The 15787-nt window shown below is 37.7% G+C and carries 24 protein-coding genes; 8 read left to right on the top strand and 16 right to left on the bottom strand.

Annotated features, from left to right (window positions below):
• Window positions 1–70: 70 nt before the first annotated feature.
• Window positions 71–706 carry a LysE family translocator gene (locus RAH34_RS00200; protein WP_306594762.1) on the bottom strand — a complete coding sequence of 212 codons (636 nt, stop codon included), beginning with the start codon at window positions 704–706 and terminating at the stop codon, window positions 71–73.
• Between the two features lie 205 nt (window positions 707–911).
• Here RAH34_RS00200 and RAH34_RS00195 point away from each other — a divergent pair, with 205 nt between their 5' ends.
• From RAH34_RS00195 to RAH34_RS00180, 4 genes are all read left to right on the top strand, one after another.
• Entirely contained in the window at window positions 912–1625 is a 714-nt protein-coding gene (locus RAH34_RS00195) for a hypothetical protein (RefSeq protein ID WP_306594761.1), read from the top strand.
• A 94-nt stretch (window positions 1626–1719) separates the two neighbouring features.
• A complete protein-coding gene (locus tag RAH34_RS00190) occupies window positions 1720–2256 on the top strand; it encodes a hypothetical protein (protein WP_162800846.1) in 537 nt (178 codons plus the stop codon).
• Entirely contained in the window at window positions 2226–2975 is a 750-nt protein-coding gene (locus RAH34_RS00185; protein ID WP_306594760.1) for a sensor histidine kinase, read from the top strand. The genes RAH34_RS00190 and RAH34_RS00185 overlap by 31 nt, the downstream gene beginning before the upstream one ends.
• 9 nt (window positions 2976–2984) lie before the next feature.
• A complete protein-coding gene (locus RAH34_RS00180; protein WP_306594759.1) occupies window positions 2985–3665 on the top strand; it encodes a response regulator transcription factor in 681 nt (226 codons plus the stop codon).
• A gap of 66 nt (window positions 3666–3731) precedes the next feature.
• On the opposite strand, the gene RAH34_RS00175 is transcribed toward RAH34_RS00180, so the two are convergent.
• The 11 genes from RAH34_RS00175 to RAH34_RS00125 form a co-directional block, all read right to left on the bottom strand.
• On the bottom strand, window positions 3732–3995 hold the full coding sequence (locus RAH34_RS00175; protein WP_114819192.1) for a RebB family R body protein: 264 nt from the start codon (window positions 3993–3995) through the stop codon (window positions 3732–3734).
• A gap of 84 nt (window positions 3996–4079) precedes the next feature.
• The gene (locus RAH34_RS00170; protein WP_034697227.1) at window positions 4080–4337 is read right to left on the bottom strand and encodes a RebB family R body protein; all 258 of its coding nucleotides are present in this window, start codon (window positions 4335–4337) and stop codon (window positions 4080–4082) included.
• Window positions 4338–4422: 85 nt separating this feature from the next.
• A complete protein-coding gene (locus RAH34_RS00165) occupies window positions 4423–4680 on the bottom strand; it encodes a RebB family R body protein (RefSeq protein ID WP_034697225.1) in 258 nt (85 codons plus the stop codon).
• Window positions 4681–4758: 78 nt separating this feature from the next.
• Complete coding sequence (locus tag RAH34_RS00160; protein ID WP_034697223.1) at window positions 4759–5016, bottom strand: RebB family R body protein; 258 nt, start codon at window positions 5014–5016, stop codon at window positions 4759–4761.
• A 77-nt stretch (window positions 5017–5093) separates the two neighbouring features.
• Entirely contained in the window at window positions 5094–5351 is a 258-nt protein-coding gene (locus RAH34_RS00155) for a RebB family R body protein (RefSeq protein WP_034697220.1), read from the bottom strand.
• A gap of 460 nt (window positions 5352–5811) precedes the next feature.
• A complete protein-coding gene (locus tag RAH34_RS00150) occupies window positions 5812–6039 on the bottom strand; it encodes a hypothetical protein (protein WP_306594758.1) in 228 nt (75 codons plus the stop codon).
• A 20-nt stretch (window positions 6040–6059) separates the two neighbouring features.
• The gene (locus RAH34_RS00145) at window positions 6060–6443 is read right to left on the bottom strand and encodes a hypothetical protein (protein WP_306594757.1); all 384 of its coding nucleotides are present in this window, start codon (window positions 6441–6443) and stop codon (window positions 6060–6062) included.
• A gap of 33 nt (window positions 6444–6476) precedes the next feature.
• Window positions 6477–7304, bottom strand: coding sequence for a hypothetical protein (locus RAH34_RS00140; protein ID WP_306594756.1), 828 nt, complete (start codon window positions 7302–7304; stop codon window positions 6477–6479).
• Window positions 7301–7489: a hypothetical protein gene (locus RAH34_RS00135; RefSeq protein WP_114819196.1), complete on the bottom strand. Its 189-nt coding sequence runs from the start codon at window positions 7487–7489 to the stop codon at window positions 7301–7303. Before RAH34_RS00135 ends, RAH34_RS00140 begins: the two co-directional genes overlap by 4 nt.
• A gap of 38 nt (window positions 7490–7527) precedes the next feature.
• Window positions 7528–8043, bottom strand: a complete 516-nt coding sequence (locus tag RAH34_RS00130; protein ID WP_306594754.1) for a hypothetical protein — start codon at window positions 8041–8043, stop codon at window positions 7528–7530.
• Window positions 8044–8060: 17 nt separating this feature from the next.
• Window positions 8061–8276 carry a RebB family R body protein gene (locus RAH34_RS00125; protein WP_034697211.1) on the bottom strand — a complete coding sequence of 72 codons (216 nt, stop codon included), beginning with the start codon at window positions 8274–8276 and terminating at the stop codon, window positions 8061–8063.
• 383 nt (window positions 8277–8659) lie between these two features.
• Between RAH34_RS00125 and RAH34_RS00120 the strand changes: the two genes are divergently transcribed.
• Window positions 8660–9739 carry a hypothetical protein gene (locus RAH34_RS00120; protein ID WP_306594752.1) on the top strand — a complete coding sequence of 360 codons (1080 nt, stop codon included), beginning with the start codon at window positions 8660–8662 and terminating at the stop codon, window positions 9737–9739.
• A 71-nt stretch (window positions 9740–9810) separates the two neighbouring features.
• Here RAH34_RS00120 and RAH34_RS00115 read toward each other — a convergent pair whose 3' ends face one another.
• Complete coding sequence (locus RAH34_RS00115; RefSeq protein ID WP_306594751.1) at window positions 9811–10692, bottom strand: CPBP family intramembrane glutamic endopeptidase; 882 nt, start codon at window positions 10690–10692, stop codon at window positions 9811–9813.
• 174 nt (window positions 10693–10866) lie between these two features.
• Between RAH34_RS00115 and RAH34_RS00110 the strand changes: the two genes are divergently transcribed.
• The 3 genes from RAH34_RS00110 to RAH34_RS00100 all read left to right on the top strand — a co-directional run bounded on the left by RAH34_RS00110 (window position 10867) and on the right by RAH34_RS00100 (window position 13533).
• On the top strand, window positions 10867–11439 hold the full coding sequence (locus tag RAH34_RS00110; protein WP_306594750.1) for a helix-turn-helix domain-containing protein: 573 nt from the start codon (window positions 10867–10869) through the stop codon (window positions 11437–11439).
• An 87-nt stretch (window positions 11440–11526) separates the two neighbouring features.
• Window positions 11527–13014 carry a serine hydrolase gene (locus RAH34_RS00105; protein ID WP_306594749.1) on the top strand — a complete coding sequence of 496 codons (1488 nt, stop codon included), beginning with the start codon at window positions 11527–11529 and terminating at the stop codon, window positions 13012–13014.
• A gap of 90 nt (window positions 13015–13104) precedes the next feature.
• On the top strand, window positions 13105–13533 hold the full coding sequence (locus tag RAH34_RS00100) for a DUF3592 domain-containing protein (RefSeq protein WP_306594748.1): 429 nt from the start codon (window positions 13105–13107) through the stop codon (window positions 13531–13533).
• A gap of 41 nt (window positions 13534–13574) precedes the next feature.
• Here the strand turns inward: RAH34_RS00100 and RAH34_RS00095 are convergent, their stop codons facing one another.
• From RAH34_RS00095 to RAH34_RS00085, 3 genes are all read right to left on the bottom strand, one after another.
• Window positions 13575–14471 carry a cyclase family protein gene (locus RAH34_RS00095; RefSeq protein ID WP_306594747.1) on the bottom strand — a complete coding sequence of 299 codons (897 nt, stop codon included), beginning with the start codon at window positions 14469–14471 and terminating at the stop codon, window positions 13575–13577.
• 33 nt (window positions 14472–14504) lie between these two features.
• Window positions 14505–15113, bottom strand: a complete 609-nt coding sequence (locus tag RAH34_RS00090; RefSeq protein WP_306594746.1) for a Crp/Fnr family transcriptional regulator — start codon at window positions 15111–15113, stop codon at window positions 14505–14507.
• 82 nt (window positions 15114–15195) lie between these two features.
• Entirely contained in the window at window positions 15196–15741 is a 546-nt protein-coding gene (locus RAH34_RS00085; RefSeq protein ID WP_306594745.1) for a hypothetical protein, read from the bottom strand.
• Window positions 15742–15787 lie beyond the last annotated feature (46 nt).

The raw sequence follows: 15787 nt of genomic DNA, 5'->3' as shown, positions 1-15787 counted from the left end.
GCTTTCTTCAAGTCAGATTTTATATGAATATACAACAGAATTCGGAACAGAAAGAAACCTGTTCCGGATTTTATTTTGCTTTTGAAAATGCCATTTTTATGGCTAAATAGGTTAATACACTGGCCATAAACCATTTCTGGACCTTTATCCAGACCGGATTATTGGAAAAGAATACAGCAACTCTTGCAGCTGTTAGTACAATGATAAAGTTGATGCTGAAGCTGATCAGAACCTGGATGACCCCAAGTTCCAGACTTTGGGTCAATATCGAACCATACTCTGGTTTGATGAACTGAGGAAAGAAAGACAGGTAAAAAACAGCCACTTTCGGATTCAGTACATTTGTTAAAAAACCAATGGTGAAAAGCTTTTTGGGACTATCGTGAGCACCATTTTTATCAACATCAAAAATATTTCTGCTTTTCGGTTTTATAGCCTGATAAGCAAGATATAAAAGATAGATTGTTCCCAGTGTTTTAAGAACGGTATACGCGAGTGGAACAGCCAGCAAAACAGCTGTAAGACCAAATGAAACCATGATGATATGGAATAAAAATCCACATACGACTCCGGCTAATGAGATAAATCCGGACTTTTTCCCCTGTGTTATAGACTTTGATATCAGATAAATCATATTAGGACCGGGGCTGATGACTAAAATGAGTGCAGCCAGTATGAAAAATAGGAGCTCGTGGAATGGAATCATGATCGTTCTTGTTTAAAGGAGAAGGTTTCCGGTGCAAAGATAAGAGGTGTTCCTGATTTAATTTTATCAGAAACAGAAGAAAAATTCATTTTTATTCAATTAAATTTTATTTTCCACCTGAATGTGATTTAAAAAGGAATACCAGTCTCTTTTTTTTGTAAATTTCAACGCATAAAATAATTATCATTCACAAATAAATATTATCATGACTACTGAAAACATCTTTGAAGCTATCAGAAAATGGAAAAATCTTATTGATTCCTACAAAAACGGAATTGACAGGAATGGAGCAGAAATTTTGAATTATTTGAATCAGGGAACTCACTTCAGCGTTTCAGGTGAAGACATTGAACAATGGAAAAAAAATCTAGGAACCACAGAACCCCAAATGATTCATGCCTATGTGGGTATTCATGAAGGTAAGCTGAAATTTTTCCTGATCGATTCTAAAAGTGATAAAGATGCTCATTTCAATACCATTGTTGTTAAAGACTTCTTAGTAGAATTCAGTGAATCAAAAATAGAAAGCAGCAATGACATCGTGATAGATGTTCCTCCCATTACTGCTGAATCAGCCATTAACCGTAACTTCAGGTGGAACATGTTTGGGACTTCCTGGATGCAGGCTCAGAAAACAGAAGATATTTTTCAACTGATTTCCATACCGTTTTCAGACTATGAGAATATTGGAATTACCGCAGGACAGACGTGTACCAGTTTCTTTGGACTTACAGATGATCTGGAAAGAAAAAATCCCGACTTCCCTTATCATATCGAAATCATTACCGTGAAAAGTCTGGCCATTAATCATATGAGCGAGACTGCTGAAAATTATTCCACACCAAGACCTCCTTTTACGATTATTGATACTCTTAATGACTATCAACTTCTGAAGCAAAGTACCAGTGTTGTCGTATAACAGCTTATCCCTTTATTTACAAATTATCATTAATCTCGTCTTGTGTACCGGATTGATTGTATTGATAAAAGAAAGGATTAAAACAAAACTTCCTGTGATTATATTGCTCTCAGGAGAATTGATGCTGGAGCTGACGGATTTAACGGACCGGCTGATGAAAGTAAATGCACTCAATACTTACAATTATATATTGAGCCAGTTTTTTGGTTTGATGATTCTTACAGTAATTTATAACCATTATTATATCCAGCTTTCCCGCACATTAAGAGGGATTGTCTATTGTTATGCTGTTCTGGTGTTGATTACGAATGTATTATATGTGCAAAATGATAGGCAGGTTACATTTTATTCCAATATTGTCTCCAGTATTATCATCTGTAGTTATGCTGCTGCTTATTTTATGAAAGTCATCAGGGAGGGGAGGGCAGACAGGGATATGTTTATCGGGAACATCATCGTTTTTCTGTTTTTCTCTATAGAATGTGTTATTTCCACTACCTTTAATTTTTTAATCAGCAATCATCTGAACTGGGTAGCGCCTATCTGGCTTTTTAGAGGCATTCTGCTATTGTCTTTTTATCTTGCTTTTATTAATCTGGGATGGGGCGTTGGGAAAATCAGGATCAGATAGTTGTATGGATATGGATTGGTATTGGATTGTTTTCTTTAACAACATTATTCGTTACATTGTTGGTGATTAGTTATTTAAAAAGCATAAGAAAAAATAAAAAGAAAGTTTCCCGCCTGGTCCGGAATTCAAAAAATGAATATTGGGAAAATATGCTGCTTTTGCAGGAACAGGACCGGGAACGGCTGGCGGAAGAACTTCATGATAATATTATTTCACAGTTGAATCTTATCCGTTTGAATCTCAATGATAAAAAACCGGAAGATCTTAATCGTGATTTAAAAAAATCAATGCAGCTGATACGGGAACTGTCTCATAATCTTACTCCGCCTGATCTTGAGGAGGTTGAACTGGTAGATTTAATTGCAGATTATCTTGATCAGATCAATAAAAATATAGAGGTTATTTTCCGTCATATGACAATAAGGACACCGATCAGTAATCCCGTAAAACTTAATCTTTTCAGAATTATTCAGGAACTGATCACCAATATTTTAAAACATGCTGAGGCCAGCAGAGTGGATGTTTCCTTAAGAATCTCTCCGAACTATTTAATATTAACCATAGAAGATAACGGCCGTGGATTTACCGTTGAAAACCAGTCAGCAGGTATTGGGCTGAGAAATATCCGGTCAAGAGCACAAAAAATTAAAGCAATCTATAAACTTAAAACCCAGCCTGAAAAAGGCACAAAATTCATTGCCTGTATGGCATTACAATAAAAAATAAACATGGAATACTCAAAAATTAAAATTGGAATTGTAGATGATGACCTGCTGTTTGTACAGCTTTTGAAAAATTATATTGAAAATAACGGAGATTATCAGGTGTTGCTTACCTCAACAGGCGGATATCAGTTTCTTAAAGAACAGGATTCTGCGTCTTTAGATATCCTGATTCTGGATCTGAGGATGACCAATGGCGATGGGCTTGAAGTCATGGCTGAACTGGCTCAAAGAGAATCCGAAACAAAAATCATTGTTCTTTCCAGTTTCTACCGCCGTTCATTCATGGGGCAGATGCTGAAAATGGGGGCTCATGCTTTTTTACCCAAAGAAATTGAACTCGAAGAATTGTTATCGGTTATCAAAACGGTTTATCATACAGGACATTATTTCTCCAATGACCAGATTGATGTCATGAGGACTCAACTTTCCAATAAGCTTCCTGAGTTTCATGCATTCTCGAAAAATGAACTGACGGACAGAGAGATTGATGTCCTAAAATTGGTTTGCCAGCAGCTGAGCACCAAAGAAATTGCAGATTCATTGTTTATTTCACCCAAAACAGTAGAAACTCACAAGACCAATCTGATGATCAAAACCGGAGTGAAAAATATGGCCGGACTTGTTATTTATGCCGTACAGAATAAGGTGATAAATCCTGATGAAATTGTACTGTTTGATAAGTAGATCGTATGCAAAAAGAATCAGGGAGCACATTGATGTACTCCCTGATCACAAGAAATCTAAAAAACACTATAATTTAGGATGTAAAATTTTAGCAATAGAAACGGCATCTGCTACAGTATCAAGGCTGTAGATCTGGATAACGCCCTGTGTAGTGGCTGCCTGGCCCAAGATATTCTGTTGGTTTTGTGCATTCACTGCATTTTCAAACATAATTCCTGTAGAATGGGCAGCAGATTGATAGACGTTACTTAAAGCCATTGCAGGAGATTCTCCTACTACTTTTACGTTCGATTGCGTTACTGCGTCTGTGATTTGTTCGTTTACTGGCATAATGATTATTGTTTATTTGGGTTAAAAACAACCGGAATTTCCGGTTGTTAGGATAATGGTATTTAAGCTGTTCGCAAAAAGTGATTACGGATTAAGGATCTTTGCAATTGAAACCGCATCGGCAACCGTATCAAGGCTGTAGATCTGTGCTATACCTTGTGTAGTTGCAGCTTGTGTAACAATGTTTTGCTGGTTTTGAGTGTTCACAGCATTTTCAAACAGGATTCCTGTAGAATGTGCTGCTGATTGATATACGTTGGCCATAGCCATTGCAGGAGATTCTGCTACTACTTTTACATTGGATTGCGTTACTGCGTCTGTGATTTGTTCGTTTACTGGCATAATGATTATTGTTTATTTGGTTTAAAAAACAACCGGAGTTTCCGGCTGTTCGGATAAGGTTATATAAGCTGTTGAGAAAAAGGGATTACGGAGTAAGGATTTTAGCAATAGAAACCGCATCGGCTATCGTATCCAGGCTGTAGATTTGAGTCACCCCTTGTGTAGTGGCTGCCTGAGTAACAATGTTTTGTTGGTTTTGCGTATTAATTGCATTTTCAAACATGATTCCTGTGGAATGTGCTGCAGATTGATACACGTTACTTAGAGCCATTGCAGGAGATTCTGCTACTACTTTTACGTTGGATTGCGTTACTGCGTCTGTGATTTTTTCGTTTACTGGCATAATGATTATTGTTTATTTGGGTTAAAATCACCGGGTTTTCCGGCGGGTTAATTTTATTCTGCGGTCTGCAGAATGGGTTTAAGGTTTAAGAATTTTAGCAATAGAAAGCGCATCAGCGATGGTATCTTTACTGTAGATTTGGGTCACACCCTGTGTAGTGGCTGCCTGGGTAACAATATTATGTTGATTCTGAGCGTTCGTTGCATTTTCAAACATAATTCCTGTAGAATGTGCAGCAGATTGATACACATTACTTAACGCCATGGCAGGAGATTCTGCTACTACTTTTACGTTAGACTGCGTTACCGCGTCTGTGATTTGTTCATTAACTGGCATAATGAGTAAGGTTTATTAGGTTAAAAACAACCGGGCTTTCCGGTTGAGGGTATTACTTGGATCAAATAGCTTAAAAATTAAGGCTTAAGGATCTTCGCAATAGAAACTGCGTCTGCTACAGTATCCAGACTATAGATTTGCAGGATTCCCTGAGTGGTTGCTGCCTGGCCTAAAATGTTCTGCTGATTTTGCGTATTTACCGCATTTTCAAACATGATTCCTGTAGAATGTGCTGCAGATTGATACACGTTGGCCAAAGCCATTGCAGGAGATTCTCCTACTACTTTTACGTTCGATTGTGTTACTGCGTCTGTGATTTGTTCATTAACTGGCATAATGGTAATTGTTTTTTTGAGATCTGGTCTCGGTTAATAAATTATTGAGGTAAACTAGTTTTATGTCGGAGTTTTAAACTCACCACAGATCCTGCAGATGAATATATTTCAAAAGCATTGGTATTAACAGGTTATGAATACATTGGATCTGAAGGGTGGCTCTGAATACAATGGTTGAAACCTATCTGTAAAATCTGTGCGAGTTTAAACCCTATTTTTTTGTAAAAGGATGCGGTCTTTATTTTTAATATCTGTCTCAAAAATAAATTCCTGCTGCGGGTATACTGGCAATGCATGATTCCTTTGGGCTAAAGACGGATTCTGAATGATTGCTTTTGGGCATTGACAGCATCTGAAAGCGGTGCGAAATAAATGTTGACCTGATTGTATATATGTTGAGGGCACCGGATTTCATCTTTGCAGGGAAATAAACCGCATCCGTAGTTTTTAGAGAGCTGGATTAAAAACGATCTTTTTTAATGGCCTCCATTTGCCTGAGCTTTATATTTTTGGGACTCATTTTTTTTAATCCCATCACATAATGGTTGATGCCGGTTATGGCATTCCTTTGCTGGTTCAATGCAGAATTAATTTGCATTTGTCCCGTGGAATGTACACTTACCTGCGCAGAAATAGCCTGAGGTACAGCGGTGGACATTCCCGTAACGATTGTATCTATTTCGTTCATATTCATTGATTTTGGTATTTCTAAGTTTGGATATTACCCAATCTTGTATTCAGCTTATTCATTCGCTCCATTATTTTAAGTTCCTTCTCCTTTACCTTTGCGGTAGAGGCTTCCTGCAGTTTTTTCAACTGGTCTTCATAATTCATGACAGGAGTTTCAGGCGGTGGTGGAGCGGCCACAGGAACAGGAGCTGCTTCCTGCTGTTTCACAGCTTCCTCCAGTTTTTCCAACAAAGGAGCAAGTGACTTCATCGTCTCTTTGATGGCTTTTTCCTTGATATAATTGATGATTTCATCTTCATGTCTTAAAACAAAAGGCATGATTTCTTTTTCTACCATTTCAGGTTCTGCCACAGGCACAGGCGGCCTGGGAGCGGGAGTTTTCTTACGGGTTCTTCTGCGCATACGTCTTGTTTTTAAGGTATGAATAGCTAATTACTACAGCAGATAATTAATAAATGCAGCAGCAGATCTCCAGTCCTTGTTGATTTCTTTCACTACATTATATCCGGTAATCTCAAGAGCAATACAGGCTGAGATGGCACTGGCCGACAGCATTTCTTTAAGCTGGTTGGGAGGAAGAGTCAGGACATAATCATCCGGAATATCAGGAGGTGTACCATTACCTGGAGTTGTTTCGTTCACTATAATACTCAGTATTTCCTGAAAATAATGGGCAATCAGTTTTGAGGCCTGAAACTCCAGTTCTCTTTTTAATTCTATGATTTCATCCTGGCTTACCAGTTCCGAAATGGCTGATACATCCACATCATGCACCGAATATTGCGCTTCTCCCGTATTAGACGGTGTAATGGTAATATCGGTTTTGAGTATACATTTTGATTTTTCAAGATTGATGGTAAGAAGCTTTGAGTCAATTTCCGGAGAAGCAACTTCACTTAAGGTGCTGAGAGGTAAAATTCTCACATTACAGTAAAAGGCTTTCGGATCATCCAGTTTGACCATGATCACGGCAATTCCCGTTGATTGATCTTTAGGTTCTACCACAAAACACTGAAAATGATTGTACCTTTTTCCTAATCTGTTGATACAGCTGACGAGTCTTATGGAAGGCTGAATATTAATGTCCGATGTCTGAAGATTAAATACAAAACGTTCCGAATGATCGCTCTTTTTTATATCTGTACTTTTGGGATTCAGATAAAGGATATCATTGCTTTTGGTCAGATAAAGTTTTTCATTCAAATCATTTAAACTTTCCAGGTTTAAAATTTTGGCGGGTTTGGTTGCTGAGGAGTAATTCATCTCTTATTTATTTTAATTTTTTCAATGAGTTGGGCTATTATTGTTTTTTTCCTGGGATTAACTTCCGTTTCCACAGAAGAAATTACCGCTTCCTTAATCTCTGGTTTTACAAGTGGCTGTGTCAGTTTAACCGACTTTAATACTAATTTTCCCCCATGATCAGCCGTGACAAAGCTTTTTCTCATACTTTCTTTTTCTGAGGAGTCTTCTTCCGGAACCGGATCTACTCGTTTTTTTTTTCAGGATCTTCAGCCTCAGAGGAAACTTCCGTGTAAGATGGGGGAGAAGGAAGGGCTTCTGAGACAGGAAGCGCGTTGACATTATAAATGGTATTGGAAATTTTTGCTTTTACTTCAGCATAATCACTTACCATTTTGAATAAGTCTTTCATCATTTCATTGCCTTTTCCTGCATCCTGACCTTGAATATTTTCGGCCATCTGAACACAGGTCTCTTTACTGCCCGGAGCCGGCCCGAAAGTCGTTCCATAGGTCAATAAATTATTAGCCAATCTGCTCAATGCAATTAAACCTACCTGCTCAAATCCTTTTAGGAAAGACTGTAAATCCTGAACCATCATTCCTGTAGACTGTTCTATCATTACCTTGGTTACTCCGGTCATTGGAGAAGCTTTAGGCGGAGCCAATACCTCACTGTTCACAAATACTACAGCTTTCTCCGCCGGAGTGGTAGCATTGGCTGCCTGGGATTGTTGGGTTTCACTGTTGTTTTCACTCATGATGGTAAGGTTTTAAATTATCCTTTTAAAATTTTAATGGCATCTGCAACAATCGCAGGGTTGAGCTGGTTCAAGTTCTGCTGGTTTGTCACAGAATTCTGAATGGAAATTCCACTGGCATGCGTGGCCATCTGGTAAAGCATACTCATAGCCTGTGCGGGAGACTCACCAAGTACCGTAACGTTAGTCTGCGTTACTGCATCTGTAGTCTGGGTGTTTACTGTTTCTGCCATATTCTGGTTTTAATGGGTTACTATTTTTTTTAAATCTAATGTTGACGATGAGATTGTTGATCTCTTTTGTCTGATACAAATTTCATCAAACAAAATAAATCTTCATTAAGGGAAAAAACGGAATTTTAAAAAATAAGGGAATTCTCCTATGAGTGAAATTTTAATCATTACTCTTGATAATATCTGAGAACTTAATGAATGAAATAAACAAATACATTACCTGTAAATAAGGGTAAACCCTGAATTTCTGAAAATGGGTTTTTCCCCTTTAACGAGTCAGAATGTTTCCCCGGAAATTTGTGTTATTAATATGGATAAAAACTCTGGAAGTCAGAATACAGAAAATTTCAGAAATCAAATGAATAACCTTAAATAAAACCATTATGAGCATTATAGGAAAATACGACAATTTGTTTTTCAGTGCAAAAGGAACAAATGACAAAGCGAAGATAGGAATCAGGCTGAAAAACGGAAAGATAAAAGCAATGACTGTGCAGGAGGTTTTTAATACCTACTTCATAAACAGCAGGGAAAACGAAAGAAAGATGTTGGAAACCCTGGAGCTAATGGGAGGAGATATAAAAGATATCATTCAGGTACTTGACATTTATAATGCAGACTATCTATCTGAAGGAGACTATAAATTCAACCATGATCAGTGGGAAAGTGACAGGTATGAAAATGAAAGAAAAGAAAAGTATGGGGATGTCAGCGAAAAGGAAAGACATGAAGTAAATATCATCATGAATACCCAGGTTATTGCATCTTCTGTATATCGGGATCTGCAGCAATTGTTTTTTATCAAAAAATTTCATGAAAGAAGATGGGACAGCGGAAGTAAAAGTAAAGAATTTATGAGGCAAAGACTCGGTTTATTGAGAAATGGAACACAAGGCAGTCCTGATCTCCATACGATGACATTCTACAGGACAATGGGAGAAGCAGAGTTTAAAGGAATAAGTGAATGGGCTGAAAAATATAGGGCAGAGGGTGGAAATATTAAAACTGATCTTACTTTCCATCATGAAATAATGAATTCAAGGGTATTTGCCAACAATAATATCCCGAATGAAATACCCGTTCGGCACCATTTGGGTGGATACAGCCAGGCCAGATGGTATGCGAGACCTGATAAGCATCAGTTTAAATTTCTCGTGCAGTTTGTATTGAATAAGAATGCTAAAGGATTCTTTGGAGAGCCGGAGCAGTTAGTTTTACAAAGAACATCCAAAAATAGTAATTCTGCGGTAGCAAAAATTAAATCCTGGTTTGAAGATAACGAAATACCGTTTGAAGAAATAAGTAACAGTGAAGGCCAAAAAGCAGGTAGAATAGGCCTCAAAAATGAAGATAAGGAAGGAGAGGGATTAAGTATTTCGTTAGGGGAGAGCGGAGATACTCAGGAAATATTTCAAGGTTTGATCAGTAGAATACGGCTTATTGAAGTAATTGCTCCGGAATAGATTTTTCAAAATTAAGAATATAGTAAAATGACAGCCCCTATCAAGAAAAGGCTGTCTTTTTAATAAACAGATTACGCTGAAAGTGGACGAACCTGATCCAGTTCTTTCCTCTTCCTCCAGAAGAAATAAGCAACAACAGCTGTTGCAATAGGCAGCGCAATACCAAATTCGTCAATATAATAATTGGTATTTCCCGTATCTACAGTAAGAGGGGTAAAAATAGACTGTATAAAAAGATTATGACTGGCATGTAAAATAACACCTGTCCATAAACTCCCGGATTTTAACCTTAACCAGGTGAAAATAAAACAGGCTGCAAATATCATCACCGTAAAACATAGAAGAGCCAGCCATTTAGGCCCGCCAGTATTATAATTGGAAAAAAGCAGGAGAGGATAATGGTAGATCGACCAGATCACACCCATCCAAAGAGAAGTAGCGGTATAAGAATTCATTTTGGCCAATTGAGGCGTCAGAAGACCACGCCAGCCTATTTCTTCTCCTAATGCAGAGCCTACTGAACGTACCATACCAAAACTGCTCATCAGAATTACATACAGAATGATCGTGAGACCATCTGAAAGATTCCAGCCCATTCCTTTGCCAATTTCGGCGACAAATTCATGATTATAAAAACCGCCGGCACCACTGATCCAGATGATGAGGTAAGGAACTAAACTGTAAAGAACAGGAATACAATACGCCATGATCTGATATTTTGTCAATCCCCATTTCCATCCCAGAGAAGAAATCGGGATATTCCGGATGCGGCAGGTAAGGAGTGCAGCAATAGCAGGACACCACATGACAATGGTTGCATAAGAGATCATTCCGCCGCCAAGTTTTCCTGTACGGATACACATATAATAGACAGGAAGACAGAAAAGCAGGGTAAGAATCAGATAAGTAGCAATATTCTTCCTGATTTCAGATTTGGGTGTTGTATTTTCCATAAGCAGATCTGGTGTTGAAGTTTGTAAATAGCTGAAAAGTAGAAAGTTATTTTTAAATAAAAATACACTTATTTTTTATATGATTAATAATTTAAACATCAGCAGCAGTAAGAAAAAATTTTAATAAGGAAAACTGTAAATTAGCCAAAACATTTTTTCAGAATATCCCCAACGATGTCCAAGCTAAAAGCCATAAGAGAACAAAAAAATCTGACCCAGGAAGAACTGTCAGAACAATCCAAGATTTCCGTAAGAACCATTCAAAGGATAGAATCCGGAACGGAACCGAAAGGACATACGTTACGAGCACTGGCACAGGCTCTGGAAATAGAAGAGATTGAATTGCAGCAGGATCAGCCGGCAGCAATTTCTGAAACAGATGAGATTGAAATAGAAGTAAAAGAAGAGGAAGCTCCAATCAATTATTCATACATTAAAATCATTAATCTTTCATCACTCATCTTTACTCTTTTACCACCACTGAACATTTTTGTTCCGCTTATTCTTATGCATAGTATGAAGCAGAGAAACAGTCTTGCCAGACAGATTATTTCGGTTCAGATGATCTGGACAGTGATGGCGCCTATTACCTTCATGCTCGGCATCTTTTTAAAGTTCGGAAAACAGTTTACCCTGATCCTTATGATCCTGATTGTGCTTTCCAATGTGTTTATGATCCTTCGCAATGCCGCCGAAATAGATAAGAATAAAAAACTCTATTTCAGACTGAAATTCAGTATGATATAAAACCTGTCATGGCTTTGTCGGGTTTTTGTCGGGTTCATTTTTAGCAGAAAAACAAAAGGAAATTGAATCTTTGTCAAAAAAATAACAATGACAAAGTTTTCAATGTTCATCCTTCCTTTTTTTATGCTGTTCATGAGTGTCATGCAGGCACAAACAGAAAAAAAAGATCCTCTTTATAAAACCATTATGTCGAAAGACAGCCTGTTTTTTTCTGTGGGCTACAATACCTGCAACATCAAGCAGATGGAAAATCTGTTGAGCGATAGCTTTGAATTTTATCACGATAAAGGAGGTTTCGAAGACAGGAAAAATTTTATCATTGATTTTAAAAACGGATTGTGCAAATCCCCGGAAACTTATCAGATAAAAAGAGTCCTGGTTGATAAAAGCACAGAAGTTTATCCCATGTATAAAGAGGGAAAGATTTACGCTGCTATTCAGAACGGAGATCATCTGTTTTATGAAAAGATGGGAAATCAAGCTGAGAAACTAGTCGGGGAGGCAAAATTTACTCATTTATGGATACTGGAAAATAATGAATGGAAGCTTAAAAATTCATTGAGTTTTAATCATCATCCGAAACAGACTACCGATAGTGAAACCATGTTTGATAACGATCAGTCGATGCAAAGCTGGTTGAAAGAAAACAATATTCCAACGCTGGGATTAGGAATTATCGAACATGGAAAATTACAGCAGGTAAAAGTTTTTGGCGAGATCAGGAAAGGAATTCCAGCACCTCATAATGCCTTATTTAATGTAGCATCTCTTACCAAACCCGTTACAGCAATGGTAGCCTTACGCCTGATAAGTTCAGGCAAGTGGAAACTGGATGAACCTCTTGATACTTACTGGATAGATCCCGATATTTCTAATGATCCACGGCATACAAAATTAACGACCAGAATGATACTGAGCCACCAGACAGGTTTCCCGAACTGGAGATGGATGAATGCAGATAAAAAGCTGAATTTTCAGTTTGATCCCGGCACAAAATACCAATACTCAGGAGAAGGTTTTGAATATTTACGGAAAGCACTGGAAAAGAAGTTTGGGAAAACATTGGAGCAATTAGCGCAGGAACTCATCTTCCAGCCTCTCAAAATGAAGGATACCAGTTACATTTGGGATAAAAATACTGATGAAACAAGATTTATAACAGGATATAATGAAAAAGGGGAAACTTACCCCATCGAAAAAAGCAATACAGCCAATGCTGCTGATGATCTCCATACCACGATAGAAGATTACGGGAATTTTATGATCAGCATTATGAAAGGAAAAAATCTGAAACCAGAAATTTTTCAGGAAATGGTCAAAATGCAGGTTAAAACAAAAGAGAATAAATATTTTGGATTGGGATTCGAAATATATGACCTTGGAAATGGTGATTATGCTTTATCGCACAGTGGAGCTGATAAAGGCACGCAGTGTATCACAATTGTATTACCTAAGTCAGGAAGGGGAATTGTGATATTTACCAATGTGGATGATGGTTATAAAGCCTATGAAAAATTAGTCCATCATTATCTGGGAAAGGATGGGAAGAAGATTGTTGAGATAGAAACCAGATAACTGCCTATGAAATAAAAATCTTTGTATCTTCGGGGTATCAATCTGGAAATAAATACAATAGGTCTGTATTTGTTTCCATGATACTTTATTATGGACAGAAAAAAAACGAAAGCTATGTGGCAATATTATATCATCCTTGCATCAGGAATCATTCTGTTTGTGGCAGCATTGCTGAGCTTCAGAAGTACTCTTTCATTCTTAAATAAAGCAGAAAAGGCAACGGCAACCGTTACCTCATTAAGAGAATATGAATCAGAGGGAACCGTATTCAGTCCTGTCTTTACCTTCCGGTCGCAAAATAATATAGAACATACTTTTGAACTGGCGGAAGGAACCAATCCCTCAGCATGGGCCGTTGGGGAAAAAGAGACTGTGATCTATGATCCTGAAGATCCTTCCTCAGTAAGTTTATATACCTATTTCAGAATTTTTGCCTGGCCTTTAATTCTGATTTCAATAGCACTGCCATTACTGGTGGTAGGAAGCGGGTATTTTATTGCAGAGCAGTTTTTAAAATAATCTTCGCATCGTCAATTGCCTGATCTGTTTTCACAGAAATTTTATAAGTTTTGTTGTACTGAAGCAAAAGCCCTTACCGGAAAAGTACCGACTCCTTTTAATTTTGGCGGGGCAGCAGTAAAGGTAAAATTTTCATCAGGAAGCTGATCCAGATGACAAAGGTGCTCCACAATTACTATTTCAGCGCCCAGAAGAATGGTGTGTACCGGCCGGCTTTTGCCTGTGGTATCATCAATGTTATGAGAATCAATCCCGACGAGTTTTACCTGGCAGTCTTTAAGATATTCTGCTGCACTTTGTGTAAGATAAGGATGATTTTCATAATAGGTTTCGGTATTCCAGTGGCGGTCCCATCCGGTATGAATAAGTACTGCCTTATTTCTGATTTCCCTGTTTCTGAGATATTGATCTGTAATCTCCAATGTCTCCGTATAAGGAATCTGGATTACTACCGCCTCTAATTCAGCCAGTTTGTTCAGTTCTGTTTCAGCGGTATCTTTTCCGTTTTCAAACCTGTGAAAAGGACAGTCTATATAAGTTCCTGTGTTGGTAACCATTTCAATCTTACCAATCTGAAACGAAGTTCCTTCCTCATACCATTTCTGAGATTCCGTTCTGCTGAGATAATCACAGATATGAGGAGCCGGAAGCCCTTTATAAGTAATAAGTCCTTCTTCAATCGTATGGCTCAGATCGATCAGCCGTTCCGCAGGAGGTTTTTGTTTTACAGTCTTTCTTTTATGGGGTTCGTTAATGATCTGCTTATTCAGAATATCAACTTTACCAGCCATGAGGAGCCGGAGATCATCAATAATATAATCAACCAGTTCCTGGTCTGTAATAGTATCTCCGGTAATATCCAGTCTGAATTCTTCCCCTTTCAGACTTCCTCCGTTGGTAAAATTGACTTCAAAATCAAATTGTACTCTTTTGTCCATTGGTTTATATTTTTTAGACAAAAGTGAAGAAAATCAGATTCTGTTTGCTTGACTTAAATCAATTTGTCTGATTTTTTTACTTCGGATCCTGCTTAAGGTTTCAGGACTCATCCCGAGATAGGAGGCAATATGGAAAAGAGGAATTCTGCTTTCCGAATGTGGAAACTGCTCAAGAAAATAAAGATACCGTTCATAAGAATCATGAAGCAGAAAAGAGCTTTCACGACGACATTTTTTGATAAATTCTCGGGTAAGGATTTCATTCATCAGCTGATACCATTTCTGCTCCTTTAAAAGACGGTCTATTAGCGGTTTGGGGATAATGATCAATTCGGATTCTTCCAGCGTATGAAAGTTGAGGTTGGTTTTTTCACCGGTCAGAAAACTGGTCAGTGCTGTAAAGAAATCATTTTCAAAGAAAAATTCTGTATTGATCTCGCGGTCATCTTTAACATAAAAACTTCTGATGATTCCCTTTTGAAGAAAAAAAAGCCGCTCGACAGTTGAACTTTCTCTGATAACGGAACTATCGCTTTTTACATGAAGAATACTCACTTCGGCCTGAATCATTTGTTTCTCCTGATCACTAAGATCAAACAAAGGATATATAGCTGTTTCGAGAAAATTATTAAGATCTTTCATGGCTATGAAATATAAGCAGTGAATAGAAATTCCGGATTAGAGAATACAACAGGGATGAGTGAAAGGCATCCCTGCTGTATCTTTATTTTACCTTTTCGAGGAGATATAATTTAGCTCCGGAAAAACCTAATTTAGGCATCAGATTGCCTTCCAGAACCATAGTTTTATTAGTAACATCAATCACAGAAATATAATTGTTGGAATTGTACTCAATATAGTTTTCCTTTTCTTTTGTGGAAGGATTTTTTCCAAATTCCATAGAATATTTTACCCAATCTTCATCCTGCGTGCTGCAGTGTACGGGCTTGAATTTAGACTTTTTAGCCTTGAAAACAATCTGGTCAAAACCTTCCGTACATTCCGATGTAAATGAACCGTCAGGATTCTGATCTTTTGAAAAATCCTCAAAAGAACCACGATAAACTCCAACTACTTTCCACGTACCGTCCACACGGTCTTCATCTATTTTTCCTTTCGCCTTGCTTACGGCCCAGCTGATACCGTTTACAGTTCCTTTTACCGCTTTATAACTTAAGTTTACAGCGCCTGATACTACTTTTGTAGCCGTTCTTACCACACATGATTGGAGAACAAGTAGAGCGGAGGCCAGCAATAGCATTTTCTTCATTTTGTCAAATTTTTTAAGATACGAAGATAGGGTTTTTGAAAAAACT

The sequence above is a fragment of the Chryseobacterium sp. WLY505 genome, from assembly GCF_030846215.1.
In the GTDB taxonomy this organism is placed as follows: Bacteria; Bacteroidota; Bacteroidia; order Flavobacteriales; family Weeksellaceae; genus Chryseobacterium.
The sequence above is the reverse complement of the archived record's forward strand: the minus strand, read 5'-3'. Positions and strand labels throughout refer to the sequence as shown.

Bases quoted from the DNA above. Each gene is read 5' to 3' on its own strand.
- RAH34_RS00200 (WP_306594762.1), bottom strand. From the start codon at position 706: ATGATTCCATTCCACGAGCTCCTATTTTTCATACTGGCTGCACTCATT.
- RAH34_RS00195 (WP_306594761.1), top strand. From the start codon at position 912: ATGACTACTGAAAACATCTTTGAAGCTATCAGAAAATGGAAAAATCTT.
- RAH34_RS00185 (WP_306594760.1), top strand. From the start codon at position 2,226: ATGGGGCGTTGGGAAAATCAGGATCAGATAGTTGTATGGATATGGATT.
- RAH34_RS00180 (WP_306594759.1), top strand. From the start codon at position 2,985: ATGGAATACTCAAAAATTAAAATTGGAATTGTAGATGATGACCTGCTG.
- RAH34_RS00175 (WP_114819192.1), bottom strand. From the start codon at position 3,995: ATGCCAGTAAACGAACAAATCACAGACGCAGTAACGCAATCGAACGTA.
- RAH34_RS00170 (WP_034697227.1), bottom strand. From the start codon at position 4,337: ATGCCAGTAAACGAACAAATCACAGACGCAGTAACGCAATCCAATGTA.
- RAH34_RS00165 (WP_034697225.1), bottom strand. From the start codon at position 4,680: ATGCCAGTAAACGAAAAAATCACAGACGCAGTAACGCAATCCAACGTA.
- RAH34_RS00160 (WP_034697223.1), bottom strand. From the start codon at position 5,016: ATGCCAGTTAATGAACAAATCACAGACGCGGTAACGCAGTCTAACGTA.
- RAH34_RS00155 (WP_034697220.1), bottom strand. From the start codon at position 5,351: ATGCCAGTTAATGAACAAATCACAGACGCAGTAACACAATCGAACGTA.
- RAH34_RS00150 (WP_306594758.1), bottom strand. From the start codon at position 6,039: ATGAACGAAATAGATACAATCGTTACGGGAATGTCCACCGCTGTACCT.
- RAH34_RS00145 (WP_306594757.1), bottom strand. From the start codon at position 6,443: ATGCGCAGAAGAACCCGTAAGAAAACTCCCGCTCCCAGGCCGCCTGTG.
- RAH34_RS00140 (WP_306594756.1), bottom strand. From the start codon at position 7,304: ATGAATTACTCCTCAGCAACCAAACCCGCCAAAATTTTAAACCTGGAA.
- RAH34_RS00135 (WP_114819196.1), bottom strand. From the start codon at position 7,489: ATGAGAAAAAGCTTTGTCACGGCTGATCATGGGGGAAAATTAGTATTA.
- RAH34_RS00130 (WP_306594754.1), bottom strand. From the start codon at position 8,043: ATGAGTGAAAACAACAGTGAAACCCAACAATCCCAGGCAGCCAATGCT.
- RAH34_RS00125 (WP_034697211.1), bottom strand. From the start codon at position 8,276: ATGGCAGAAACAGTAAACACCCAGACTACAGATGCAGTAACGCAGACT.
- RAH34_RS00120 (WP_306594752.1), top strand. From the start codon at position 8,660: ATGAGCATTATAGGAAAATACGACAATTTGTTTTTCAGTGCAAAAGGA.
- RAH34_RS00115 (WP_306594751.1), bottom strand. From the start codon at position 10,692: ATGGAAAATACAACACCCAAATCTGAAATCAGGAAGAATATTGCTACT.
- RAH34_RS00110 (WP_306594750.1), top strand. From the start codon at position 10,867: ATGTCCAAGCTAAAAGCCATAAGAGAACAAAAAAATCTGACCCAGGAA.
- RAH34_RS00105 (WP_306594749.1), top strand. From the start codon at position 11,527: ATGACAAAGTTTTCAATGTTCATCCTTCCTTTTTTTATGCTGTTCATG.
- RAH34_RS00100 (WP_306594748.1), top strand. From the start codon at position 13,105: ATGGACAGAAAAAAAACGAAAGCTATGTGGCAATATTATATCATCCTT.
- RAH34_RS00095 (WP_306594747.1), bottom strand. From the start codon at position 14,471: ATGGACAAAAGAGTACAATTTGATTTTGAAGTCAATTTTACCAACGGA.
- RAH34_RS00090 (WP_306594746.1), bottom strand. From the start codon at position 15,113: ATGAAAGATCTTAATAATTTTCTCGAAACAGCTATATATCCTTTGTTT.
- RAH34_RS00085 (WP_306594745.1), bottom strand. From the start codon at position 15,741: ATGAAGAAAATGCTATTGCTGGCCTCCGCTCTACTTGTTCTCCAATCA.